General features: G+C 62.7%; 16 protein-coding genes and 1 pseudogene. 12 read left to right on the top strand and 5 right to left on the bottom strand.

Translation table 11 applies throughout. From position 1 onward, the window contains the following. Window positions 1–2: 2 nt before the first annotated feature. The 6 genes from ACYHH6_RS28145 (at window position 3) to ACYHH6_RS28120 (ending at window position 8,391) form a co-directional block, all read left to right on the top strand. A complete protein-coding gene (locus ACYHH6_RS28145) occupies window positions 3–1,361 on the top strand; it encodes a mandelate racemase/muconate lactonizing enzyme family protein (protein WP_352583572.1) in 1,359 nt (452 codons plus the stop codon). Window positions 1,362–1,464: 103 nt separating this feature from the next. After that, window positions 1,465–1,791, top strand: coding sequence for an NIPSNAP family protein (locus tag ACYHH6_RS28140; RefSeq protein WP_352561438.1), 327 nt, complete (start codon window positions 1,465–1,467; stop codon window positions 1,789–1,791). An 8-nt stretch (window positions 1,792–1,799) separates the two neighbouring features. Further along, window positions 1,800–2,996, top strand: coding sequence for a mandelate racemase/muconate lactonizing enzyme family protein (locus ACYHH6_RS28135; RefSeq protein WP_352583574.1), 1,197 nt, complete (start codon window positions 1,800–1,802; stop codon window positions 2,994–2,996). A gap of 407 nt (window positions 2,997–3,403) precedes the next feature. Then, the gene (locus ACYHH6_RS28130; RefSeq protein ID WP_352583576.1) at window positions 3,404–5,458 is read left to right on the top strand and encodes an SPFH domain-containing protein; all 2,055 of its coding nucleotides are present in this window, start codon (window positions 3,404–3,406) and stop codon (window positions 5,456–5,458) included. Between the two features lie 515 nt (window positions 5,459–5,973). Further along, window positions 5,974–7,503 carry an MDR family MFS transporter gene (locus ACYHH6_RS28125; protein WP_352583578.1) on the top strand — a complete coding sequence of 510 codons (1,530 nt, stop codon included), beginning with the start codon at window positions 5,974–5,976 and terminating at the stop codon, window positions 7,501–7,503. Window positions 7,504–7,554: 51 nt separating this feature from the next. Then, entirely contained in the window at window positions 7,555–8,391 is an 837-nt protein-coding gene (locus tag ACYHH6_RS28120) for an amidohydrolase family protein (protein ID WP_352583580.1), read from the top strand. A 55-nt stretch (window positions 8,392–8,446) separates the two neighbouring features. Here ACYHH6_RS28120 and ACYHH6_RS28115 read toward each other — a convergent pair whose 3' ends face one another. Further along, complete coding sequence (locus ACYHH6_RS28115; RefSeq protein WP_352583582.1) at window positions 8,447–9,232, bottom strand: SDR family NAD(P)-dependent oxidoreductase; 786 nt, start codon at window positions 9,230–9,232, stop codon at window positions 8,447–8,449. An 83-nt stretch (window positions 9,233–9,315) separates the two neighbouring features. Here ACYHH6_RS28115 and uxuA point away from each other — a divergent pair, with 83 nt between their 5' ends. After that, window positions 9,316–10,500, top strand: coding sequence for a mannonate dehydratase (uxuA, locus tag ACYHH6_RS28110; RefSeq protein WP_352583584.1), 1,185 nt, complete (start codon window positions 9,316–9,318; stop codon window positions 10,498–10,500). An 89-nt stretch (window positions 10,501–10,589) separates the two neighbouring features. Here uxuA and ACYHH6_RS28105 read toward each other — a convergent pair. After that, window positions 10,590–10,775: pseudogene (locus ACYHH6_RS28105) on the bottom strand (alpha-D-ribose 1-methylphosphonate 5-triphosphate diphosphatase); the annotation flags it as partial. A 313-nt stretch (window positions 10,776–11,088) separates the two neighbouring features. Between ACYHH6_RS28105 and ACYHH6_RS28100 the strand changes: the two are divergent. The 5 genes from ACYHH6_RS28100 (at window position 11,089) to ACYHH6_RS28080 (ending at window position 18,040) form a co-directional block, all read left to right on the top strand. After that, the gene (locus ACYHH6_RS28100) at window positions 11,089–12,378 is read left to right on the top strand and encodes a D-arabinono-1,4-lactone oxidase (RefSeq protein ID WP_352583586.1); all 1,290 of its coding nucleotides are present in this window, start codon (window positions 11,089–11,091) and stop codon (window positions 12,376–12,378) included. Beyond that, window positions 12,375–13,547, top strand: coding sequence for an alanine racemase (locus ACYHH6_RS28095; RefSeq protein ID WP_352583588.1), 1,173 nt, complete (start codon window positions 12,375–12,377; stop codon window positions 13,545–13,547). The genes ACYHH6_RS28100 and ACYHH6_RS28095 overlap by 4 nt, the downstream gene beginning before the upstream one ends. A gap of 23 nt (window positions 13,548–13,570) precedes the next feature. Continuing rightward, on the top strand, window positions 13,571–15,283 hold the full coding sequence (locus tag ACYHH6_RS28090; protein ID WP_352583590.1) for an aldehyde dehydrogenase family protein: 1,713 nt from the start codon (window positions 13,571–13,573) through the stop codon (window positions 15,281–15,283). Between the two features lie 61 nt (window positions 15,284–15,344). Further along, window positions 15,345–16,997 carry an FAD-binding dehydrogenase gene (locus ACYHH6_RS28085; RefSeq protein ID WP_352583592.1) on the top strand — a complete coding sequence of 551 codons (1,653 nt, stop codon included), beginning with the start codon at window positions 15,345–15,347 and terminating at the stop codon, window positions 16,995–16,997. 344 nt (window positions 16,998–17,341) lie between these two features. Further along, window positions 17,342–18,040 carry a hypothetical protein gene (locus tag ACYHH6_RS28080; protein WP_352583594.1) on the top strand — a complete coding sequence of 233 codons (699 nt, stop codon included), beginning with the start codon at window positions 17,342–17,344 and terminating at the stop codon, window positions 18,038–18,040. On the opposite strand, the gene ACYHH6_RS28075 is transcribed toward ACYHH6_RS28080, so the two are convergent. From ACYHH6_RS28075 to ACYHH6_RS28065, 3 genes are read right to left on the bottom strand one after another with little or no spacing between them, the layout of a single operon-like run. Then, entirely contained in the window at window positions 18,012–19,553 is a 1,542-nt protein-coding gene (locus ACYHH6_RS28075) for a hypothetical protein (RefSeq protein WP_352583596.1), read from the bottom strand. The two genes, ACYHH6_RS28080 and ACYHH6_RS28075, sit on opposite strands and share 29 nt — an antisense overlap. After that, window positions 19,550–20,677 carry a glycoside hydrolase family 5 protein gene (locus ACYHH6_RS28070; protein WP_352583598.1) on the bottom strand — a complete coding sequence of 376 codons (1,128 nt, stop codon included), beginning with the start codon at window positions 20,675–20,677 and terminating at the stop codon, window positions 19,550–19,552. The genes ACYHH6_RS28075 and ACYHH6_RS28070 overlap by 4 nt, the downstream gene beginning before the upstream one ends. Window positions 20,678–20,680: 3 nt before the next feature. Beyond that, complete coding sequence (locus tag ACYHH6_RS28065; protein WP_352583600.1) at window positions 20,681–22,828, bottom strand: GumC family protein; 2,148 nt, start codon at window positions 22,826–22,828, stop codon at window positions 20,681–20,683. Window positions 22,829–22,976: the final 148 nt, after the last annotated feature.

Here is a 22,976-nt window from a genome sequence, read left to right as displayed (position 1 = left end):
TCATGCCAAAGACGGACGCAGCCGGCGAGGCGCTCAATCGTGTAAACACGAACTCCAAGCCGAGCGAACTGCGCATCACCGACCTGCGCGTCGCCGAGATCGTCGGCGCGCCGTTCACCTCGGCTTTGATCAAGATCTACACCAACCAGGGCATTGTCGGCCTGGGCGAGGTGCGCGACGGCGCCAGCGCCACCTATGCGCTGATGCTCAAGAGCCGGTTGCTGGGCGAGAACCCCTGTGACGTCGACCGGCTGTTTCGGCGCATCAAGCAATTCGGCGGCCATGGGCGGCAAGGTGGCGGTGTCTCGGCAATCGAGATCGCGCTCTGGGACCTCGCCGGCAAGGCGTACGGCGTGCCGATCTACCAGATGCTTGGGGGGCGGTTCCGCGACAAGGTACGGGTCTATTGCGACACCGACGCGGACAAGCCCAGCGGCACCGAGACCGGCAAGCGGCTCAAGGCGCGGATGGATCTCGGCTTCACCTTCCTCAAGATGGACCTCGGCCTGGCGCAGATCTCGCACATCCCGGGCGCGGTGGTCGCCCCGGCTGGCGTGCTCGACGGTTTCCGCAGCCATGCCTCTCGTGGTCCGGCGCGCACGCTGGACGAGCGGCGGGCGCGCAATGCCGCCTATGACGCGCAGAACGTGCCGCATCCCTTCACCGGCCTGCACTTCACCGAGAAGGGCATCGACCTGCTCGATCAGTATATCCACGAAGTCCGCGAGGTGATCGGCTACGAGGTCCCGCTCGCCATCGACCATGTCGGCCACATCTCGCTGCAGGATGGCATTCGTCTCGCCCGGCGGATCGAGAAATACGCACCGGCCTGGCTCGAAGACGTGATCCCCTGGCAGTACACCGAACAGTATCGGCAGCTGCAGCAGGCTACGTCGGTGCCGATCTGCACAGGCGAGGACATCTACCTCAGCCAAGCATTCGAGCCGCTGCTCAACGCGGGCATCTCGGTCATCCACCCAGACCTGCTGACGTCAGGCGGCATTCTCGAGACCAAGAAGATCGGCGACGTGGCGCAGGAGCATGGCGTTGCCATGGCCATTCACATGGCGGAAAGCCCGATCGCCGCGATGGCCGCCGCACATGTCGCGGTGGCGACGGAAAACTTCATGGCGCTCGAATACCACAGCGTCGAGGTCGACTGGTGGGACGATATCGTTACCGGCCTGCCCAAGCCGCTGGTCAAGGACGGCTTCATCACCGTGCCGGACAAGCCAGGCCTCGGCATAGACGACATCGTCGACGAAGTAATCAGCCAGCATTTGCAGCCCGGTGTCACGGGGATATGGCAATCCACCGAGCATTGGGACAATGAATATAGCTGGGACCGGACCTGGAGTTAGCCCAGACCCCCGCCCTCATTCCCCCAGGCTCCCAGGGGCCAACGACCGACCATTCGTGTCGACCTCTCCCAAGGGAGAGGCGAAGAAAGAAACGGACGAAACCATGATCTACGAACTGCGTATCTATGACTGCCTGCCGGGCAGGCTGCCGGCTTTGCTCAAGCGCTTTTCCGACCAAACGCTGGCCATCTGGGAGAGGCATGGCATCCGCCAAGCCGGGTTCTTCACCACGGTGGTCGGCGAAAGCAGCAATCAACTGACCTATTTCGTCGCCTGGGAATCCCTTGCCGAGCGCGAAGTGAAATGGAAGGCCTTCACCACCGATCCGGCATGGCTCAAGGTCCGCGACGAGTCCGAGCGCGATGGCCCGATCCTGGCCAATATTTCCAGCCAGTTTCTCGCGCCAACCGCCTTCTCGTCGGTGAAATAGAGGACATCATGAAGATCACCGATCTCCGGTGCGCCGTCATCGGCAAGCATCCCATCGTCCGCATCGTCACTGACGAAGGCCTCCATGGCCTCGGAGAGGTCGAGTACACCAAGCCCTATCTCAAGCCTTGGGTGCTGCATTTGCGCGAGGCATTGATCGGCGAGGATCCGACGGATGTCGAACGCTGTATGCTGAAGATCCGCCAGCGCGGCTCGTTCAAGCCCTATGGCGCCGCCGTCAGCGCCATCGAGCATGCGCTTTGGGACATCGCCGGGAAGGCGGCAGGCGTTCCGGTCTACAAGCTGCTCGGCGGCAAGGTCCGCGACCAGGTGCGGGTCTATAACGGCTCCATCCGCAAGCAGCGCACCGGCGACAGGCCGGAGGACTACGCGGCCGACGTCAAATGGATGATGGAGCGGCCGGAAAACTTCTTCATGGTCAAGCAAGGCATCAGCTTTCACTCCAACATGAAGACCAGCGTGCCCGACTTCCATTACGGCGTGCGCCAGCTGCCGACCTATCACGGCGCGATGGACCAGGGGCAGATCAGCGAGCGCGGCATGGCGCACATGATCGAATGCGTCATCGCCATGAAGGAGGTGCTCGGCGACAAGGTCTCGCTGGCGCTGGATTGCGGTCCCGGCTGGTTCCTGCCGGATGCGATCCGCTTTGCGCAGGCGGTGGAAAAGTACAATCTGATGTGGCTGGAGGACATGCTGACCGGCGACTACGTGCCATGGGTCAATCCGCAGGCCTACCGCGAACTCACGACATCGACGTCTACTCCCATCCACACCGGAGAACAGATCTACCTGCGGCACAACTTCAAGGAACTGATCGAAACGCAGGCCGTGCGCGTCATCGGTCCGGATCCCGCCGATATTGGCGGCATCGCCGAGCTCAAATGGGTGGCTGAGCACGCGTATATGCACTCGATCATGATGGCGCCGCACGGTACGGCGAACGGCCTGCTCGGCCTCGGCGCACTGATCAATGTCTGCGCCACGCTGCCGGCCAACTACATCGCCTTCGAATATCCCAGTGCCTCCGATCCCTGGTGGGAGGATATCGTCATCGGCCTGCCAAAGCAGATCGTGAAGGATTCGATGGTCGACCTGCTCGAAGCTCCGGGATTGGGCCTCGACATCGATGCCGCGGGCGCCAAGAAGTATCTTGGGGAAGAGGACGCCGGTTTCTTCGACTAGCGCAAGGCAGCCGGTCGGATCGGCCGCCGACCGGTTCTAACCCATCAGGAGCGCCATTTCACCCCTTGCTACTTCTAAAAGCCAACCGCGACGCTATTCGAAATAGCGTTGGAAATATTTATACGATTTCCGCGCGGAATATCTTTAAACCTATTGGCGCGATACCTACGTCGTTTGTTGTTATGTCTATCAAGGCAACACCGATGTGAGATAGCTCACGGCCACGCCTCCCCTCACTGGGGACTCGGGATGCGCGGTCATTTTCCCACACAATGAGCAGCCCAAACGTTCGACACGCCCTTTAAGTGCGTCGAGCGTTTTGGTGCGCAATCTCCCCGCTTCATCAATCAACACCAACCGGGTGGCCCTCGGGTGAACGAACCCGCGCGCCCCATAGGAGAGAAGAGATGGACGCCCTACAATATCTCGGCCCGATCGAATGGATGGCGATCGAGGTCGTGCTGGTCATCGTGCTGGCAATCCTGCTCTGGTGGAGCGGCGTGGTCCGCTACATCCCAAACGACAGGCTCGGCATCCTGGAAAAACTATGGAGTTTTCGCGGTTCCATCAGCAATGGCTTCATCGCCCTCAACCGTGAGGCAGGCTACCAGCCGGAAGTCGTGCGCGGTGGCCTGCATTTCTTCATGCCGTTCCAATATTCGATGCATCGCGCCAATCTTGTCACTATCCCGCAGGGTCAGATCGGCTATGTCTTCGCCCGTGATGGCAAACCGCTGCCTCCGACGCAGACACTTGCTTGCAACACCGACGCCGATGATTTCCAGGATGTTCGCGGCTTTCTCGAAAAAGGCGGACAGAAAGGACCGCAACGCAAGATCTTGCGTGAAGGCACCTATGCCATCAATCTCGCACAATTCATCGTGCTGACCGCCCAGTCGATCTATGCCGTCAATCTGAGCTCGTCGGAACAAAGCCTTTTTTCCAACATGTCCAGCATGATCTCGGAGCGGGGCGGCTTTGAGCCGGTCGTCATCCATAATGCCGATGACATGATCGGCATCGTCACCATCCATGACGGTCCGGCCCTGCCGGACGGCGAGATCATCGCACCGACCGTCGCCAACGATCCGAACGATCCGAACTTCCACAACAATTTTCAGGACCCGGAGAAGTTTCTCAAAGCCGGTGGCTACCGTGGCCGGCAGTTGCAGGTGCTGGCCGACGGCAGCTACTTCCTCAACCGCATTTTCGCGACCGTCGAACTGGTCGAGAAGACGATCATTGACGTTGGCACGGTGGGTGTCGTCGTCTCCTATAACGGCCGCCACGGCACGGATATATCCGGGCAGGCATACCGTCACGGCGAGCTCGTCGAAATCGGGGCACGCGGTGTCTGGTCAACGCCGCTGCTGCCAGGCAAGTATGCGTTCAATACCTATGCCGGCAAAATCATCACAGTGCCGACCACCAACTTCGTGCTCAAATGGACGAAGGAGCAGTTTGGCGAACACAGGCTGGACGAGAACCTGTCTGAAGTGTCGTTGATCACCAAGGATGCGTTCGAGCCTGTGCTGCCGCTCTCCGTCGTCGTGCATATCGACTATATGAAGGCGCCGCTCGTGGTGCAGCGTTTCGGTGACATCAAGCGGCTGGTCGAACAAACGCTCGATCCGATGGTTTCTGCCTACTTCAAGAATATCGCCCAGACAAAGACGCTGATCCAGCTTTTGCAGGAGCGTAGCGATATCCAGCGCAAATCGGGCGAGGAGATGCGCGAAAAATTCAATACCTACAGCCTCGAGCTGCAGGAAGTGTTGATTGGTACGCCCCGTGCTGCCAATGGCCAGAACAGCATAGAGCAGATCCTGATCCAGTTGCGCGAGCGCCAGATCGCAGTCGAAAAGGTCGAGACTTATAAGTTGCAGGAGAAGGCGGCCATTCAGGAACGCACGTTGCGTGAGAAGGAGGCGCTCGCCGAACAGCAAGCCAAGATCACGACGTCCGCACTTACCATCGAGATCAGCGAGAACGAGGGCAAGGCGCAACTCGCCCGCACCCGCCAGGAGGCGGAAACGATTCAGGTGACTGCCAAGGCAGAGGCCGAGAAGGTGCGTCTCGGCGGCCAGGGCGAGGCCGACATGATCAAGGCTATCGCGCTTGCCGATGCCGAGCGCATCAAGGCGACCGGTTTTGCGGAAGCCGAGAAGGTGCGTGCTCTCGGTCTGGCGGAGGCCGAGGCCACCGAGAAGAAGGTCGCGGCCTTCGGCGGCCCGGACTATCAGCTCAACTCGCAGGTTCTCATGCGCTTCGCCGAGGCGATCGAGAACGGCAGGCTACCGCTCGTGCCGCAGATCCAGATCGGCGCCACCGGTGGCGAGAAGGGGGCCGCCACCGGCCTTGTGGAAATGATGCTTTCGATGCTCGTTGCCGATCGGGTTGGACAGCAGAAGCTACCGGATGCGACTCCGGCACCCGTTGAGGAGGAATCCGTTGAGGATTGATTGAAAATGGGCCCGTTGTACCGGCCAATTCTGCGCCCTGCCGAAACATACCCGGCGGGGCGCAGGAACCCACTCATGTCGGCCGGTCCGTTCACCCGCATAGACAGAGCATGCGAAAGCGTTCCCGCATCGGCTGAATCCCAGCGCGCGGCGGAAACCCTTCCCGATATCGGCATAATCGTCAGGGTTGATGGATTGTTGCCAGAGCCGGATTTCTCGTTGAGAATCTGGCAGCAATGTTGCGCATCCGGAAAGAATGGATGGACCGTATAGAAGCCATGCGGGTGTTTGTAGCGGCGCTGGACGAGGGCAGTCTGGCGGCCGCATTGACAGCATCGTCGACCTGATCGCGCGCGACCCCCGCGGAACAGGTCGCGACGATCATCCACGACTGCACGGTCCGCTGGGGCTCTTCCTTTTAACCGGACGGACTGCGTCCAGGCATGGCGTTATCGCCTATTTGACACCTCTTGGCTGTGGGCACATAAATCGCGCCCCAAGTTACGGAGACCCCGATGACTGTCGACCAGACGCTGCCAGATGCGGCGCCCGTGGAGGCCGAAGCCAGGCCCGATCTGACGACACTGGTCGTCTATTTCGGTGCGTTGATCGCCATGTTCATGGCCACCATCGACATGCAGATCGTCGTCACCGCCTTGCCCACCATTGCCGGCGAACTCGGCAATCTGCATCTGTTCGGCTGGGTGGGTGCCGCCTATCTGCTGTCGACCGCCGCAGTCTCGCCTTTCTACGGCAAGCTCGGCGATATGTATGGCCGCAAGAATGTCGTGTTGACGGCGATCGGCCTGTTTCTCGTAGGGTCGCTGGTCTGCGGCATGGCTTGGTCGATGGAGAGCCTGATCGCCGCGCGCGTGCTGCAGGGCATTGGCGGCGGCGGGCTGATGGTCTCGGCCTTCGCCATGATCGGCGAGTTGTTCGGGCCGCGCGACCGCGCCAAATACCAGGGCTACAGTTCGGCGGTGTTTGCGCTGTCGTCGGTGCTCGGTCCGCTGGCCGGCGGCTACATCACCAGTCTGTTCGGCTGGCGCTGGGTGTTCCTGGTCAACCTGCCGATCGGCATTATCGTGATGGCGGTGCTGGCCTTCGCCATGCGCAGCCGGTTCAACGAGAGAAAGCACCACATCGACTATCTCGGCGGCGCGCTGCTCGCCATCGGCACGACGGCCATCGTCTATTGGGGCTATCATGTGCTCGACCCCACAGGGCCGGACCTCATCACCTTCGCGCTGCCGCTGGTCGCACTGGTCGCCATCGTCCTGTTCATCATGGTCGAGCGCCGGGCGGAAGAACCGATCGTGCCGTTGCGGCTGTTCGGTAACTCGACGGTCAGCATCGTCTCCGGCGTATCGCTGGTCGCCGGAACGGTGACGCTGGGCATGTTCTTCTATTTCGCGCTCTACATGCAGACGCTGACGGGTCTAAGCCCGGCCGAAGTCGGCTTCCTGTTCCTGCCGGCGTCGCTGACGTCGATGGTCATCTCGATCGTCGCCGGTCGCGTGATTGCCGCAACCGGACGCTACAAATGGATGCCGGTGGTCGCCATGGCTATTGGCGGGTTCCTGATGCTGGGCTTCGTCGTCACCAACCAGCACACGCCGATCTGGGTGCTGGCGACAATGATGGCTGTGTTCGGCATCAGCATGGGCCTGCAGTTCCAGGTGTTGATCGTGGCGATCCAGGCGGCAGCACCCCTGCAGGACATCGGCGCGGTGACGTCGCTGATCACCCAGGCGCGGACCTTGGGAGCATCACTTGGACTGGCGCTGAATGGCGCGGTGATGATCTGGGCCCTGAACCGGCAGACTGCCGAGCTCCCCGCCGATGCCGCCGCCCTGCTGCCGCAGGGCCTGAACGGGTTGACCCCCCACCTCGCGTCAAGCCTGCCGGGCGCGATCCGCGAAGTGGTGCTCGACCATTACTCCAGCGGGTTCAACGTGATGTTCATCTGGGTGGCGGCGCTCTACTTCGTCGCCATGGGGCTGACGTTGCTGCTTGAGGACAAAGAGATCCCGAAGCGGCATTGAACCAGGCCTGGAATATCTGGCGACGATACGAAATCGACTCGCGAGGAAAGCATGATCATCGACACCCATCTGCACCTGATCGATCTGTCGGCGCTGCGCTATCCCTGGCTTGCCGGCGCACCGGCGCTCAATCGCGATTTCCCGCATGAGGAGTATGCGACCCAGGCCCGCCGCGCCGGCATCGAGGCGGCATTGCATATGGAGGTCGATGTCGATCAAGCCGACATCGAGGCCGAGACCAGCCATGTCAAGGCGCAGTCGCAGCAGGCGGGCAGTCTTTTGCGCGGCGCGATTGCCGCTTGTCGTCCAGAGGAGGGCGGCTTTGCCGCCTATCTCGAACGCCAACAGGCCGATCCCTTCATCAAGGGGTTCCGCCGCGTGCTGCATGTCATGCCGGACGAGCTTTCGGACAGTGCGCTGTTTCGCGACAACATCAAACGGCTTTCCGGCAGTGGGCTGACCTTCGACCTCGTGGTCCTACCGCATCAGATTCCACGCGCGATTGCACTCGCCGATCTCGCGCCGGACGTCCAGTTCGTTCTCGACCATTGCGGCGTGCCCGATATCAAAGGCCGCGCCGAGCACCCATGGCGCGAGCACATGGCCGAGATCGCGCGGCGCTCCAATGTTATTGGCAAGATTTCGGGCGTCGTGGCCTATGCGGACCCCAGCTCGTGGAGTGTCGAGAACTTGCGCCCCTATGTCGAACACACGATCGGGTCTTTCGGTTGGGATCGCGTCGTCTGGGGCAGCGACTGGCCGGTGTGCACGCTTGGCGGAGGGCTCGCGACCTGGGTGGCGGCGACGCACGCGCTGATCGCGGGCGCCAGCCCCGAGGAGAGGATGAAATTGCTGTCGGGCAATGCCAGGCGGATGTGGAAGCTATAGGGCGATCGGACAAGGTTCGCGATTGCCGGCAAGCGTGCAGAACGCCATCACAGCCTTACTTCACGCCAATGCCTGCCGTCAGGCCGCCATCAATCTTGTAGTCGGCGCCGGTGCAGAAACCGGCTTTCGACGAGCACAGGAAGGCGATGAGTTCCGCCACCTCTTCCGGTTCACCGATGCGGCCGAGCGGATGGGCCGAGCCGAAGCGCTTGTAGGCCTCTTCGACATCGGCATCGCTGCCACTCTCGCCACGAGCGGCCTTCTCCAGGATCGGCGTGCGGATCGAACCGGGGCTCACCGAATTGACGCGGATGCCGGCAGCCGCATAGTCGAGCGCCAGCGAGCGCGTCAGCGTGTGAATGGCGCCTTTGGTGGTGGCGTAGGCGGCGACGTTCTGCTGGCAGGCGAAGCCCTGCACGGAGGCGACGTTGACGATGGCGCCGCCGCCGCGCTTGATCATTTCTGGTATGCCGAAATGCGTCGTCAGATAGATCGAGCCGACATTGACGGACATCGTCCGGTTCCAGGTTTCCCAGTCGGTCGTCGTCGCGGTTCCATAGGGATGCACGGCGGCCGAATTGACGATGACGTCGAGGCCACCGAATTTCGCCACGCCGGCCGCCACCGCGTCGCGCACCTGGTCAGAGACGGAGACGTCGGTGTCAATGACCAACGCTTTGGCGCCGGCGCTTTCCAGTTGCGCTTTCATCGTTGCATTGGCGGCGCGGTCGATGCCACAGGCGATGATTGCAGCGCCGCCGGCTGCGAGGCGCCTGGCTGTCGCGAGGCCAATGCCGGTCGTCCCGGTCACCAGGGCCACCTTGCCCTCGAAATCCATCATTTCTAAAAACTCCTTCCTTTTCTATCGACTCCCGTCGCGGTCCAACAATAAGTTGCCAACCTCTCGCAGAAGGAAAGCCGAAAATGGAACAATGCTGGCGCTGGTATGGACCTGACGATCCGGTGACGCTCGATCATGTCAAGCAGGCCGGCGCCACCGGCGTGGTCTCGGCGCTTCACCATATCTACGACGGCAGGGCGTGGCCGGAAGCCGACGTGCTGGAACGCAAGCACATCATCGAGGCGGCCGGACTGACCTGGTCGGTCGTCGAGAGCATCCCGGTCCACAATTCCTTCAAGATCGGCGCGCCGGAGCGCGAGCGCTACGCCGGCTACTATCGCGATAGCATCCGTGCGCTGGCCAAGGCCGGCATCGCCACGATCTGCTACAATTTCATGCCTGTGGTCGACTGGACCCGCACCGATCTCGCCTACCGGCTGCCGACGACGGGTTATGCCTTGCGTTTCGACGCGATCGATTTCGCCGCGTACGATCTGTTCGTGCTGAAGCGCAAAGACGGCGCCGACAGCTATACGCCGGCGCGTATTGCGCAGGCGGAGAAGCGGCTCAAGGAATTGCCGCCCGAGAAGATCGACCAGATCGAGCGCAACCTCATCGCCGGCCTGCCGGCGACCGAGCGCAAATATGATCGCGAGAGTTTTCGCGAGGCCTTGGCGGACTATGAGGGGATCGGGCCGAAGGAGCTGCGCGACAACCTCGCCTGGTTCCTACGCGAGATCATTCCTGTGGCGGAAGAGGAGGGGGTGCGCATGTGCATCCATCCAGACGACCCGCCCTTCTCGCTCTACGGTCTGCCGCGCGTTGTTTCGACCGCCGAGGATGCGCGCTTCATCTTGAGTGCTGTCGACAGCCAGGCCAATGGACTGACGTTCTGCACCGGCTCCTACGGCACACGCGCCGACAACGACATTGTCGCCATGGTCAAGGAATTTGCCGACCGCATCCATTTCGCCCATCTGCGCAACATCACCATCGAGAAGGACGGGTCGTTCTACGAGGCCGAGCATCTCGAGGGCGGCACCGACATGGCGCATGTCATCCTGACGCTGATGCAGGAAGAGGCGCGCCGCCACAGAGAAGGCCGCGCCGACTGGCAAATCCCGATGCGGCCGGACCATGGCCATCTGCTCGCCGACGATATCGGCAAGACAAGGATCAATCCCGGCTACTCGCTGATCGGCCGCCTGAAAGGCCTCGCCGAACTGCGCGGCATCATGCGCGCCGTGGAGACGTTCGGACTGGCTTGAGGGGCAAACGAACTGCGTTTCAATGCCGGTGCCGGCTCAACGTGCCGTCACTGTAGATCATGCTGCCGGCACGGAATGTTGCCCGCACCTTCCTTCTCGACCATGTCGCCATGCATGTCGATGAAGCCGGGCAGAAGCAGGCGGCCGCCACCTGAGATGTCGGCATTTTCGACCGGCTGGTTGCGGATCTCGGCAATCCGGCCGTTTTCGATGCGAATGGCGCCGCTCGGGGTGACGCGGTCGCGCAGGACAATTTCGAATTCACTCAGCCACATGCGATTTCTCTTCGGGGGACAGGCGGTTCAGGACGGGTTGCCGGTCGGCAAGACCGAGGGACAGCCGTCCCATAACAGCTGCTTACCCCTGAAAAATGACAGTAAGCGACGAGCCTTGTGATTGACGCGAAAAGTCACCGTTCATGAAAGTTCACGGCCGCTTTCTTCTGAAGTCGGCTCAAGGCAGCGTACCGTTCGATTGCCAGCTTGACAGAAAGCTGACAATGTATCATATCCAAAAAGCTGACTATGTATCATATTATTCCAAACAGCGATCAAGACCGGCCAAACCGGCTGTCCCAGGGAGGCGATTGTGGGAGAGGCTATCAGCCAGTGGAGCAATTGGTCGGGCTATGTCACGGCCACGCCCCAGGCTTTTGCCGAACCGCAATCTCTCGATGCGTTGAGCGTCGCCATTCGCAATTCGCCGGGACCGGTTCGTTTCGCTGGCACGGGGCACTCCTTCACGCCACTGGTCAAGAATGACGGAACAATCCTGTCGCTCGACCGCTTCGAAGGCCTGAAGGCGCATGATCCCGAAAGACTGACGGCGAGGGTCGGCGCCGGCACCAAGATCGGCGCGCTGGCGAAGCTGCTGCACGGCGTCGGCCAAGCGCTGCCGAATATGGGCGACATCGACAAGCAAGCGTTTGGCGGCGCGCTTGGCACCGCCACGCATGGTTCGGGCATCACGCTCGGCGCCTATCATACCCAGCTCGAGGCGATGCAGATCGTCGACGGGCGTGGCGCGGTCAAGGAGTTCGACCGTGCCCAAAACCCCGACATGATTGATGCCATGGGCGCCTCGCTCGGCGCTTTCGGCGCCGTCACCGAAGTGACGATCCGTAACATGGCGAGTTACCGGATGCGGCACCGCCGCTGGACGGCGCCGGTTGCCGACGTGCTTGCGCAATTCGAAAGCACGATGACGGCGCATCGCTCGGCCGAGTTCTACTACGTGCCGTTTTCCGGCCAGGCGCTGCTGATCGCCAGCGACATCACCGAAGCTCCGGCGACCGTGCGCCCGCCAACGGAAGACGACGATGCCGTCACCACGCTCAGGAAGCTGCGCGATTATCTCAGCTGGTTCCCGTGGCTGCGCCGCCGTCTCATCGGCTCGGCCTTCGCCAAGGTGCCAGCCGAGGACTATGTCGAGGACTGGCTGAAGGTCTTCACCTCGGAGCGCAACGTCAAGTTCAACGAGATGGAGTACCACCTTCCGTTCGAGGAGGGGGCGGCGGCGCTCGGCGAGATCATTGCGATGCTCGAGACGCGGTTCCCAGAGGTCTACTTTCCGATGGAGGTGCGAGTCGTCGCGCCTGACAACATCTGGCTGAGCCCGTTCTACAAGCGCCCGACCTGTTCCATCGCCATTCATCACGGCGTCGAGCGCGATCCGATGGCATTCTTCAACGCCGCCGAGCCGATCTTCCGCAAGCGCGGCGGCCGCCCGCACTGGGGCAAGATGCACAGCCTGACATCAAAGGAATTGAGCACACTCTATCCGCGCTGGAACGATGCCATGGCGGTGCGCCGCGAGATGGACCCGGACAACCGCTTCGTGTCGCCCTACATGGCCAGACTGCTCGGCGTCGCGGCATGAGCCTGACCGACACCTATTTCGCCGAACTATCTGGCGCGCTCAGGGCGGCCGGGATTTTCCAGCCTTGCCTGGTGCTCGATCTCGACCGGCTCGATCACAACATCGCTGCGATCGAGGCGAAGTTCGCCACGGGCCTCGACCTGCGCCTCGTCGACAAGTCGCTGCCTTGCCTGCCGCTCATCGAGCACATCCGTGCGGCGTTCGCGACCGACAGGCTGATGACCTTTCATCTGCCAGTCAGCGCTGAAATGCTGAAAGCCTTTCCCGATGTCGATCTCCTGCTTGGCAAGCCGATGCCAGTCGCCGGCGCCAGGCACGCATTGACCAAGGGTGTTCTCGCCGGTCTTGGCGAAGCGACGTCGCGCATCGTCTGGCTGATCGACACCGAGGAACGGCTGGCTGCCTATGGCGCCCTTGCCGCTGAGCTCGACCGCGAGCTGCGCATCTGCTTCGAGGTCGATGTTGGGTTGCATCGCGGCGGTATCGGCAATCCCGACGCACTGGCGCGGGCGGTGGCCACATTGGCGAACTATCCGCGGCTGAAATGCGAAGGCGTCATGGCCTACGAGGCGCATATCGGCCACATCCCCAAACTGCTCGGCGGACCGGCCAAGGCGCGCGCCAAGGCGGTCAGCCTGTTTCGTCAGTATGTCGGCTGCCTTGCGCCCGACCAGCGCAGGATCCTCAACCTTGGCGGCAGCAGCACCGCATTGCTCTATGACAGCTGGGTCGGCGCCAATGAATTGTCCATCGGATCGGCCTTCGTCTTGCCGACCGATTTCGACGTGCCCAGCCTCAGCCAGTTGCAGCCTGCCGCTTTTATCGCGACGCCGATCCTGAAGGTGGTCGATGTCCAGGTGCCGGGCCTCGACCAGCGCTCATGGCTGCTGCAGAAGCTCGGGCTGCTGCCACGGCGCGGCTGTTTCCTCTATGGCGGCAAGTGGATGGCCAAGCCTGTCCATCCCGCCGGGATGAAGGCCGACAAGACGTTCGGCTTTTCGACCAATCAGCAATTCATGGCGCTGCCCGACGACGCGAATATCGGACCCGACGACTACGCCTTCCTGCGTCCGACGCAGAGCGAATTCGTGCTGCAGCAATTCGGTTCGATCCAGGTCTATTCCGGCGGTAAGATCGCCGCGCAATGGGCCGCGCTGCCGTTTTCGTAAAATCGAAGTGGGAGGAAGAAACGATGGTCGCCAAGGCAATCAAGACCCAGCCCACGCAGCCTGAATGGGCAGCCGAACTCGATCTGACGCTCACCGATCTCGACAGCAAGAAGGATGACTGGGCGCAGACCTCGAACAGCGAGCGCATCGCACTGCTGCGCAAGATCAAGGAGCATATCCGCGAGGTCGCCGAGGCATGGGTCAAGACCGCCACCCGGAAAAAGGGCATCCCGACTGGCTCGCCGCTCGAAGGTGAGGAATGGCTGGCCGGCCCGGCGGCGCTGATGGATGGCTGCAACCAGTTCATCCACACGCTGAGCCTGATGGAGGGCAAGAAATTCCTCGCCAGGCTGCCGGTCCGCACTCTGCCCAACGGACAGGTGGCGGTGACGGTGGTTCCGAACTCGGTCTGGGACAAGGTGCTGTTCACCGGTCTGAAGGCCGAGATATGGATGCAGCCCGGCGTGACCAAGGCCAATCTGGCCGAAAACACCGCCTCGGCCTATGACGCGCCGGCGACGAGCCGCAAGGGCAAGATCGGCCTGGTGCTCGGCGCCGGCAATGTCGCCTCGATCGCACCGCTCGACTGCCTGCACAAGCTGCTCGTCGAACACCAGGTCGTCCTGCTCAAGATGAACCCGGTCAACGACTATCTCATCGATTTCCTGCGGCCGGCGCTGCGGCCGCTGATCGAGTTCGGCGCGCTGCGCATCGTGCGCGGCGGCGCCGATGTCGGCGGCTATCTGTGCAATCACGACTTCGTCGACGACATCCACATCACCGGTGCCGCCACCTCGCACGACGCGATCGTCTGGGGGCCGGGCGACGAAGGCCGCAAGAACAAGGCGGCGGGCACGCCGAACAACAAAAGACGCATCACCTCGGAACTCGGCGGCGTGGCGCCGACCATCGTGGTGCCCGGCCCATGGTCGAATGCCGACATCGCCTACCACGCCGAACTGATCGCAACCCAGAAGCTCAACAATTCCGGCTTCAACTGCATCGCTTGCCAGATGCTGGTGCTGCCGGAGAGCTGGAACAAATCCGATGCGCTGCTGGCAGCGCTCGAAAAGGTGATGCAGAAGGCCCCGTCGCGGCCGGCCTATTATCCCGGCGCCGCCGAGCGCCTCGCCGCCTTCGAAGCGCATGCCGACAGCCTGCAGAAATTCGAGCGCCCGGGTGGACCTGCCTGCGTGGTGGTGCCGTTCCGGCCGGGCAGCGATGCCTATCTCGAAAACGCCGAAGTGTTCGCGCCGGCGCTCAGCGTCTTGCGATTGCCGGCGGGCAACGCCGAATCCTACCTGCGAGCCGCGGTCGCCTACGCCAATGAAAAGCTGCACGGCACGCTGGCCGCCAACATTCTCATCCATCCCAAGACGATCGCCGAAATCGGCCGGCAGCGCTTCGAGGAGATCGTTGCAGAACTGGGCTATGGCGGCATCGGCATCAATTCCTGGAGCGGCGTTCTGTTTGCGCTGCTGCGGCCGACCTGGGGCGCTTTCCCCGGTCACACGCTCGATGACGTGCAGAGCGGCATCGGCGTCGTCCACAACACCTACCTGTTCGACATGCCCGAGCGCAGCGTGCTCGAAGCGCCGTTCCGCATCATGCCGAAACCGGCGTGGTTCCTGACACATAAAAGGGCGCACATCGTCGGCCGGCTGATCACCGAGTTTCACTACCGGCCGAGCGTCCTGAAACTGCCGCGTATCATCTGGAACGCGCTGCTGGGATAGTGCCGAGTGGCAAGCAACGATCCCAGGGCAGCATCGCAAAGGCGAGACAGGAGTTACGACAATGGCTGACGCGGATGCAATCATTGTGGGCGGCGGGCTGGCCGGTCTCGCCGCTGCCGCGGAACTCGGCGATGCCGGCAAGCGCGTGATCATCGTCGAGCAGGAAGGCGGCGGTTTTCTCGGCGGTCAGGCATTCTGGTCGCTCGGCGGCCTGTTTCTGGTCAACACGCCCGAGCAACGCCGCTTGCGCATCAGGGACAGCCGCGACCTCGCTTGGCAGGACTGGCTGGGTTCGGCCCAGTTCGACCGGCCCGAGGATCACTGGCCAAGGAACGTGGCGGAAGCCTATGTCGATTTCGCCGCCGGCGAGATGCGGCCCTGGCTGCACGCCATGGGCATGCGTTGGTGGCCGGTAGTCGGCTGGGCCGAGCGCGGCGGCGCGTTGGCCAATGGCCACGGCAATTCGGTGCCGCGCTTCCATCTGACCTGGGGCACTGGGCCGGGCGTGGTCGCGCCGTTCGAAAGGCGCGTGCGCGAACACGTCGCCAAGGGGCTGATCACGCTGAAATTCCGCCATCAGGTCAGCCGGCTGGTCAAGACCAACGGCGCGGTCACCGGTGTCGCTGGCGAAATCCTGGAGGCGTCCAACGTCGAGCGCGGCAAGCAGTCGAACCGCACGGTCGTTGGTGACTTCGAACTCTCGGCCAGCGCGGTCATTGTCACTTCCGGCGGCATTGGCGGCAACCACGATCTTGTCCGCAAGGTCTGGCCGGTCGAGCGGCTGGGGCCGGCGCCGAAGCGTATGGTCGCTGGCGTGCCGCACCATGTCGACGGCCGCATGGTGGCGATCACCCAGCAAGCCGGCGGAGCCGTCATCAACGCCGACCGCATGTGGCACTATGTCGAAGGGATCAAGAACTGGAATCCGATCTGGCCGAACCATGGCATCCGCATCCTGTCGGCGCCGTCGCCGCTATGGTTCGACGCGCTCGGACAACGCATGGAGGCGCCGTTCTTTCCGAGCTTCGATTCGCTCGGCACGCTGAAGCGCATCCTGTCGACCGGGCATGATTATTCCTGGTTCGTTTTGACCAAGACGATCGCCTCGAAAGAGTTCGTGCTGTCGGGCTCGGAGCAGAACCTCGACTTCACCGGCAAGGATTGGCGGGCCGTGCTGAAGAACCGGCGCGGCGGCAAGGCGTCGCCATCGGTGGCGGCGTTTCTGGAAAAGGGCGAGGACTTCGTCGTCCGCGAAAACCTGACCGACCTGGTCGCTGGGATGAACGCGTTGTCAGGCGACAATCTGCTCGACTATGACCGGCTCAAGGCGCAGATCGTGGCGCGCGACCGCGAGGTCGAGCATGCCTACACCAAGGACGCGCAGGTCACGGCCATCCGCGGCGCCCGCAACTACATCGGCGACAAGATCTTCCGGGTGACCAAACCGCACAAGATACTCGACCCCCGGCACGGGCCGCTGATCGCGGTGCGCCTCAACGTGCTGACGCGCAAGACGCTGGGCGGCCTGCACACCAACCTCAATTCGCAGGTTCTGGACGGCGATGGCGAGCCCATTGCGGGGCTCTATGCGGCAGGCGAGGTGGCCGGCGGCGGTGGCGGCGGCTATCACGGCTACAATGCGCTTGAAGGGACATTTCTCGGCAGCTGCATCTTTTCCGGCAGGAATGCAGGCCTGCACGCGTCGGGCAGGTGACGCCCTGGCCAATCCTGCCATCGACGCCGAGACAGGCTATCATCGGGCGCCATAATGGGGATATTTTCCGACGACAAAGCAGATTATTAATCGTCCTGCGTTATTGGCAGTCCGGGGGTGAATGGGTCTGGTAATCTGATCGTGTTCACGGGTCGACTATGGCAGTATTTGGTACCGTTCCTCCCGATCTCAGCTGCCGGCCAATTCACCAGGGTGATTGGGACGGCGTAGCCGATTGCCTGCTCCGGGGCTTTCCAGAACGCAGCCGCAATTACTGGATGCGGGCGCTTGCCCGTTTGTCGCAGCGTCCCGTCGTCGCCGATTTTCCACAATACGGCTTTGCCTTGGAGAATGCCGGCCGGATCGTTGGCGTTGTGCTGACGCTCTACGCCCGCTTCCCTGGCCGTGAAGGCGATGAAATCCGCTGCAACATTTCCAGTTGGACGGTGGACGAAGAGTACCGTCCCCAGGCCATGAAGTTGATTTGGGCGATCCTCAGGCGGAGGGACGTGACCTTCACGAACATTTCGCCGGCGCCCTCGACATTGAAGGCCAACAAGGCACTCGGCTTTCAGCTTTTTTCCAATGGACAGTTTGCCTTCCTGCCCGCCTTGAGTTCGGTGCGGCGGTCGTGTCGGGTGCTTGAGGTGCGTCCCGATCTTGCCGAATTGGCGATGCTCTCCGACGGCGAAAGATACATCGTCCTGGAACACGCCGCGCTGGGCTGCATCTCTCTGGTCTGCATTTGCGACGGGGTGGCGTCTCCGCTGGTGTTGATGCCGCGCCGAATACTGCATGGTCTCATCCCCTGCGCCCAGATCGTCTATTGCCGCTCCCTGGCGGATCTGAGCCGGTGTGCCGGCGCCGTGGGGCGCTTTGTCTTGCGAAGGGGAATCCTGCTTTGCCTCGTCGATGCCAAGGAGCCTATCCTTGGCCTGTTCGGCCGTTACTTCGCCAACCGGGGGATAAAATACTTCAAGGGTCCGAAGCCGCCGGCGCCCGGCGACCTGACCTTCACCGAGCTTGTGGTGTTCGGGCCGTAATTGCTCTTTGCACCGCCAGTTCGCGCCAGCGCGTGCCCAGCGACACGCCGACGAGCAGCAGGCAGAAGCCGAGTGCAAGCGGCGAGTAGAAGGCTTCTTCCTGCAGCACGGCATTGGCCGAGATGGTAACGATGACGACGAAACCGAACAGGAAATCCGGGTCGCGGGTTTCGATCAACTGCCGCCGTGCCGCCATGGCGAGCGCCGCCAGGAAGCCGAAGAAGACAAAGCTGCCTATGCCCATCTGATAGAGCATGACGCCGACGGCGCTCTCGACGGGAACGGAGGCGACACCTTCCGCCTGGGCGTTGGCCCAGCTGAGATTGAGGCTGGTGCTCGACAAATTGCCGCCAAAGCCCAGTCCCTGTCCAAGCGGGTTGGCCAGGAAGTCGCGCAGGCCGGCCGTCAGGCCAAGCACGTGATAGTCCCCATGCGTCGCGCCATAGCCGATTGCCGCGGTCGTCCAGGCTAAAGCCAGGATTATAACGGCGGTGAGCGTAAAACCGGCACGGGAGGGGCTGTAGATCAGACGCATGGCGAGCGCTATGAGCAGCAGGAACGTCGCGCCCTTGGAGCCGATGACGAGCAGCAGCGGCAAGGCCGCGATCGGCAGCAGCCAGCGTCCCTTGAAGAGCAGCCAGGCCGATATGATGCTGAGGGCATAGGCATAGCTGATCGGATGAAAATTCGGGCCGCCGACACGAAAGACGCTGGGCAGGATGTCGTTGAAGAACGGCGTGTTGAAGAAGGTCGTGGTCATCACGTCCTCAAGCCCACGGAAAACGAAGCCGGTCTCCTGCAGCGCCTTCTCCCAGACGCCGGTCTCGATCTGCCGCGATATGCTGCGTTCGATGTAAAGGTCGCCATGGAAGAGGCTGAGGAAATTCATCGTGAAGATCAATTCCAGATATCCGTAGACGACCGCGCCGGCACCGAGCCACAACATGCTCTTGCGCAGGTCGACCGGATAGAGGCTGGCGGCGAGCACGGCGATGTGGAAGCAGGCAAGCGGCGTGATCGTGTTGCGGAAATAGACGACCGCGTCCTTGGGCTGGCCGTGCACGACCCCCAGGGCGAGATAGAAGGTGATGGTTCCACAGAGCACGAGGCTGAGCAGCAGCCAGAAGCGCAATTCGATCAGGGCGCGCACGCGGTGCTGGAACGACGCGGCAAGGAAAATGCCGAAGGCGCTCATCAGGATGACGAAATTGGTACCGCGCAGCGAATCGAACGTATCGTTGTCTGGGATGTAAGGGGTGTACCAGGTGACCACGAGGTTCTGGTAGAGGAAGGCGCAGATGATCAGGACGGGAACGCCCGCGGGCAGGGCGTTGGACACGATTAGCGTCAGGAGGAAGGTCGCGGCAATGCCGAACGGGGTCCAGACGGCAAAGGCCGAAACCGTCAAGACAACAACGATCAGCGACACGCAGACATGCAGCACTGCGTCGCGCGGGGCTGCCAGGCTTTGCGCGCGCAGGCCGACTGGCGGATAGGCTCCGGTGACGCTCATAGCTGGCCCGCCTCGCCCAGGAGGGCAGCCATCATCGAGGCGTCGAAACCTTCCGTGCTCTGCCTGCTGGCGATGAAGCCAAAGCCCTGGTCGAGCTCCCAATAGGTCCAGCCGATATGGTTGGCTTCGGCGGCCTCGCGCACGGCGCGGACCCAGGCCGCGCGGCTTTGCGCATCGACGCAGAAATTGAGCACGCCGAATTCGTTCAGCATCAGCGGGCAGTCATGAGCCGCCGACCAGCGTGCGACCTCGGCAAAGTTCGCGGCGATCGCGGCCTGCGTCCATGGGTTCGAAAGTTCTTTCTCGAGCAGGGAAGCGGCCTCTTCGTCGCCGGCAGTGCGCAGTCTAGCAATGAGCTCGCGGACCGCCGGAGTCTCCCTTGTCGCGGGAAAGGGCAGGTTGGCCATGCGGGCGAGCGGCGACGTATCCCAGTTCTCGCATTGATGGGTAAACGCCATCGGCGCATAGAAGTGGATGGCGGCGATCTGATTGTCGTCGGCCAGAGGCGGCGTATCGGCTATTTCCCATATGCCCTGGAAGCGTGCAGGGCCCCAGACCAGCGTGTGGCGCGGACATGTTGCGCGCAGCGTCTCGGCGAGCCTGTCGCGCAGCGCCAGCCAGACGGCGCGCTCCATCGGCGGCTCGTTCAGCAGCTCCGGATAGACCGAGGCCGCCGGCAGATCGGCGATGACGGGACCCAAGGCCGTCCACGCCTGCACAACCTGTTCGCTTGCGCCCGCCGGATCGCGCTCGAAAGCGGCGTGAAGGTCGGCGGACGGGTGCATGTCGACGAGAGCGGCAAAGCCCAGCCCGGCAAGGTCGGCGACGCCGTCACGGATGCGGCGGAGCCCGACCGTGTCGCCGGCCGAGATAAGATCGCTGTTCACCGGCAAGCGGATGGTTTCGAACCCCGACTGGCGCAGCTTTTCCAGCGTCGCAGTGGCGGGAGCAATCCCTGCCTCGCGATCGAGCCATCCCGGAAGATTGAAGCCGCGCGATGGAATGCTGCGCGCGGTCGTCGTGGCGGAGGCCGGGAAGGGGAGGGCGGCAAGCACAGCCCCGCCGGCCAGAGCGAGCGCCTGCCGCCGTGACATCACCGGCAGCGATGTCAGCTCCGCCGGCACGGATCAGCTCCTCGCAGCCGAGCTGCGGCGCCAGTCGCCGGCATCGGACGGCTGCACAGGCGTGCGCGCGCCAGTCGCCACGGTCTGCGGTGCGATCACCAGCGTGGTACTGCGTCCGATCTGGGCAACGCCCAGCCGTTTCACCAACAGGGCGGCAGCGTCGGCTGCCTGCTCCGACGGGGTCAGCGCCAGAAGCGTCAGATCGGCCCGCGTGAAAAACTCCGGGGACCAGGCCTTTTCGCTGAAGGCCGGGGCACTGACGAGGATGAAGTCGAAGGCATTTCCAGCCTCGGTCAGGACGTCGCCCAAGGTCCGGCCGCCTTTTTGCCCCTGCGGGCTGCAGATGGCGGTTCTGAGGCCGCTGGCGCTGTCGACGAATATGCCGGGGCCGTGGTCCGCCGAAGCGGATGGCTGGCCTTCGATCTCGACGACCAGCACGTTCTGCTCGACGCGCTGCAGGCTGATCCCGATCAATGCGCCGGCAAGCCTTGCCTCGAGGCTGCCGCGCGTCGAGGACACGGCCAGCACAAAGGGTTTGGGATGGTCGTGCAGGCGCAGGATGATCTGCCGCATCAGCTTCAGCACGTCGCGGGAAAGCGCCTCGTCGCCGTCCTGGAACAGTGAGGCCCTGATTGCCTTGATGCCTGAAAGCGCCGTACCGCTGGCCGGCACGCGGTATTCGCCCAGACTGGCCGGCAGCGGCTGCGGAGCCGGCTGGGCAGCGGCACGCGGTGCGTCCTGCCTCGGCTGGACCGCCGGCACCACTTCTTCCTTGGGCGCCTGCGGTTCGTCTTCGGGCCGGCGGACCGGGCCGAACGCCAGAGCGAGACCGCATCCGGCGAGAAGGCCAAGAACCGCGCTCACTGGCAACAGCAGGGCCGGCTTCGGCCAGGTCGGTTGCAGTGGCGGCGAAGCCTTGGCGATCGTGCGCGCCTCGGAGGTCTGGACGCCCTCCATCTGCGAGGTTTCCTTGGCGCGCTTCAGATAGTCGTCGAGGACGCCGCGAGCGGCCTGGGCCTTGGAGTCCAGCTGCCGCAGCTGCACCTGGGCAAGGCTCGAGTCGGAAGACTGCTGGCGCAAGGCTTCGAGCTTGGCCTGCAACTTGCCGACATTTTGCGCCGCAAGATCGTAGCTGGCCTTCAGCTGCTGCCTGATGCGGTCGGCCTCGGCACCCATGAGCCGATTCATCCGCTCAAGCTCGGACCGCAGCCGCGCGATCGCCGGATGGCGCGGCCCATACATGGTTTCGAGATTGGCGAGTTCGGCGGCGCGCTGGTTATAGTCGTCGCGCAATTTTATGGCCGAGTTGGAGGATAGGATTTCCGCCAGCCTGGCCAGATCTGCAGGCGAGCTGCCCACGGCAAGCGCCTGATTGTAGCGGTCCCTTGCCTGGTCGGCGTCGCCCTGGGCGGTGATCAGCTGCGTCGTCAGCTGGTCAAGCTGGAATTGCAGCGTGCCGCCATCGGTCGGATCGACGATCCTGTGCGTCGTCTTGAAATCCTCGACCGAGCGTTCGGCGTCGCTGACGTCCTTCTGCAGGCCCTTGATCCGGTCGTTGAGGAGGGAGTTCACATCGCTGTTGGCGCCTTCGCGCTCTCCGGCAAGACCGGTCCGGTAGCGCTCGACGATGGCGTTGGCGATGCGCGCGGCCGTCTCCGGCGATTTCGACGTGAAGCCGACATTGATGACATAGGTGAGCCCTTCGCGCTCCACAGTCACCGCTTTTTGAAAGCGCTTGAAGGTCGCGTCGCGCGTGGCTTTCTTGTCCGATCCAAATATGGAAAACAGCCGCGATACCAGGCCGCGTCCCGAGAATTCGGGGTCGCTCTCCACCTTTTGACCGTCGAATACATCTCCCAGCATATCCTGCGATTCGATGACGAAGACCTGGCTGGCAATGGCGGCGCTGTCGGAGCCGATGCCGGGAAGAACATTGTTGAAATTGGTGGAACGCGAATCGCGCGGGTCGATCAGGATCGAGGCTGTTGCCGTGTAGCTCGGGCTGGTCACGGCGAGATAGAGCACCGTCAGCAGCAGCACGGCACCTGTAATGACAAAAATCATCAGGCGACGGCCCCAAAGAATCGCCCAGAGCGCCGCGATATCAAACAGCGGTGGAAGCGTGCGATCGTCGATGCTGGCAGGACTCATCATTTTTCCTCTGCAGAGTCACATCACTCTACACCTCGCACTATTTCCCATTATCGTTAGCCCTTCGTTAAGGTTACCAAAGCGTTTCACCTTTGTATGCAGGGGCGCCAGTAACCATTCGTCGCGTTGGCACTGGCGCCTGCGTGAG

The organism is Mesorhizobium sp. P171375 (assembly GCF_057786075.1).
Note: the sequence above shows the minus strand (reverse complement) of the source record. Positions and strands in the feature narration are given on the sequence as shown.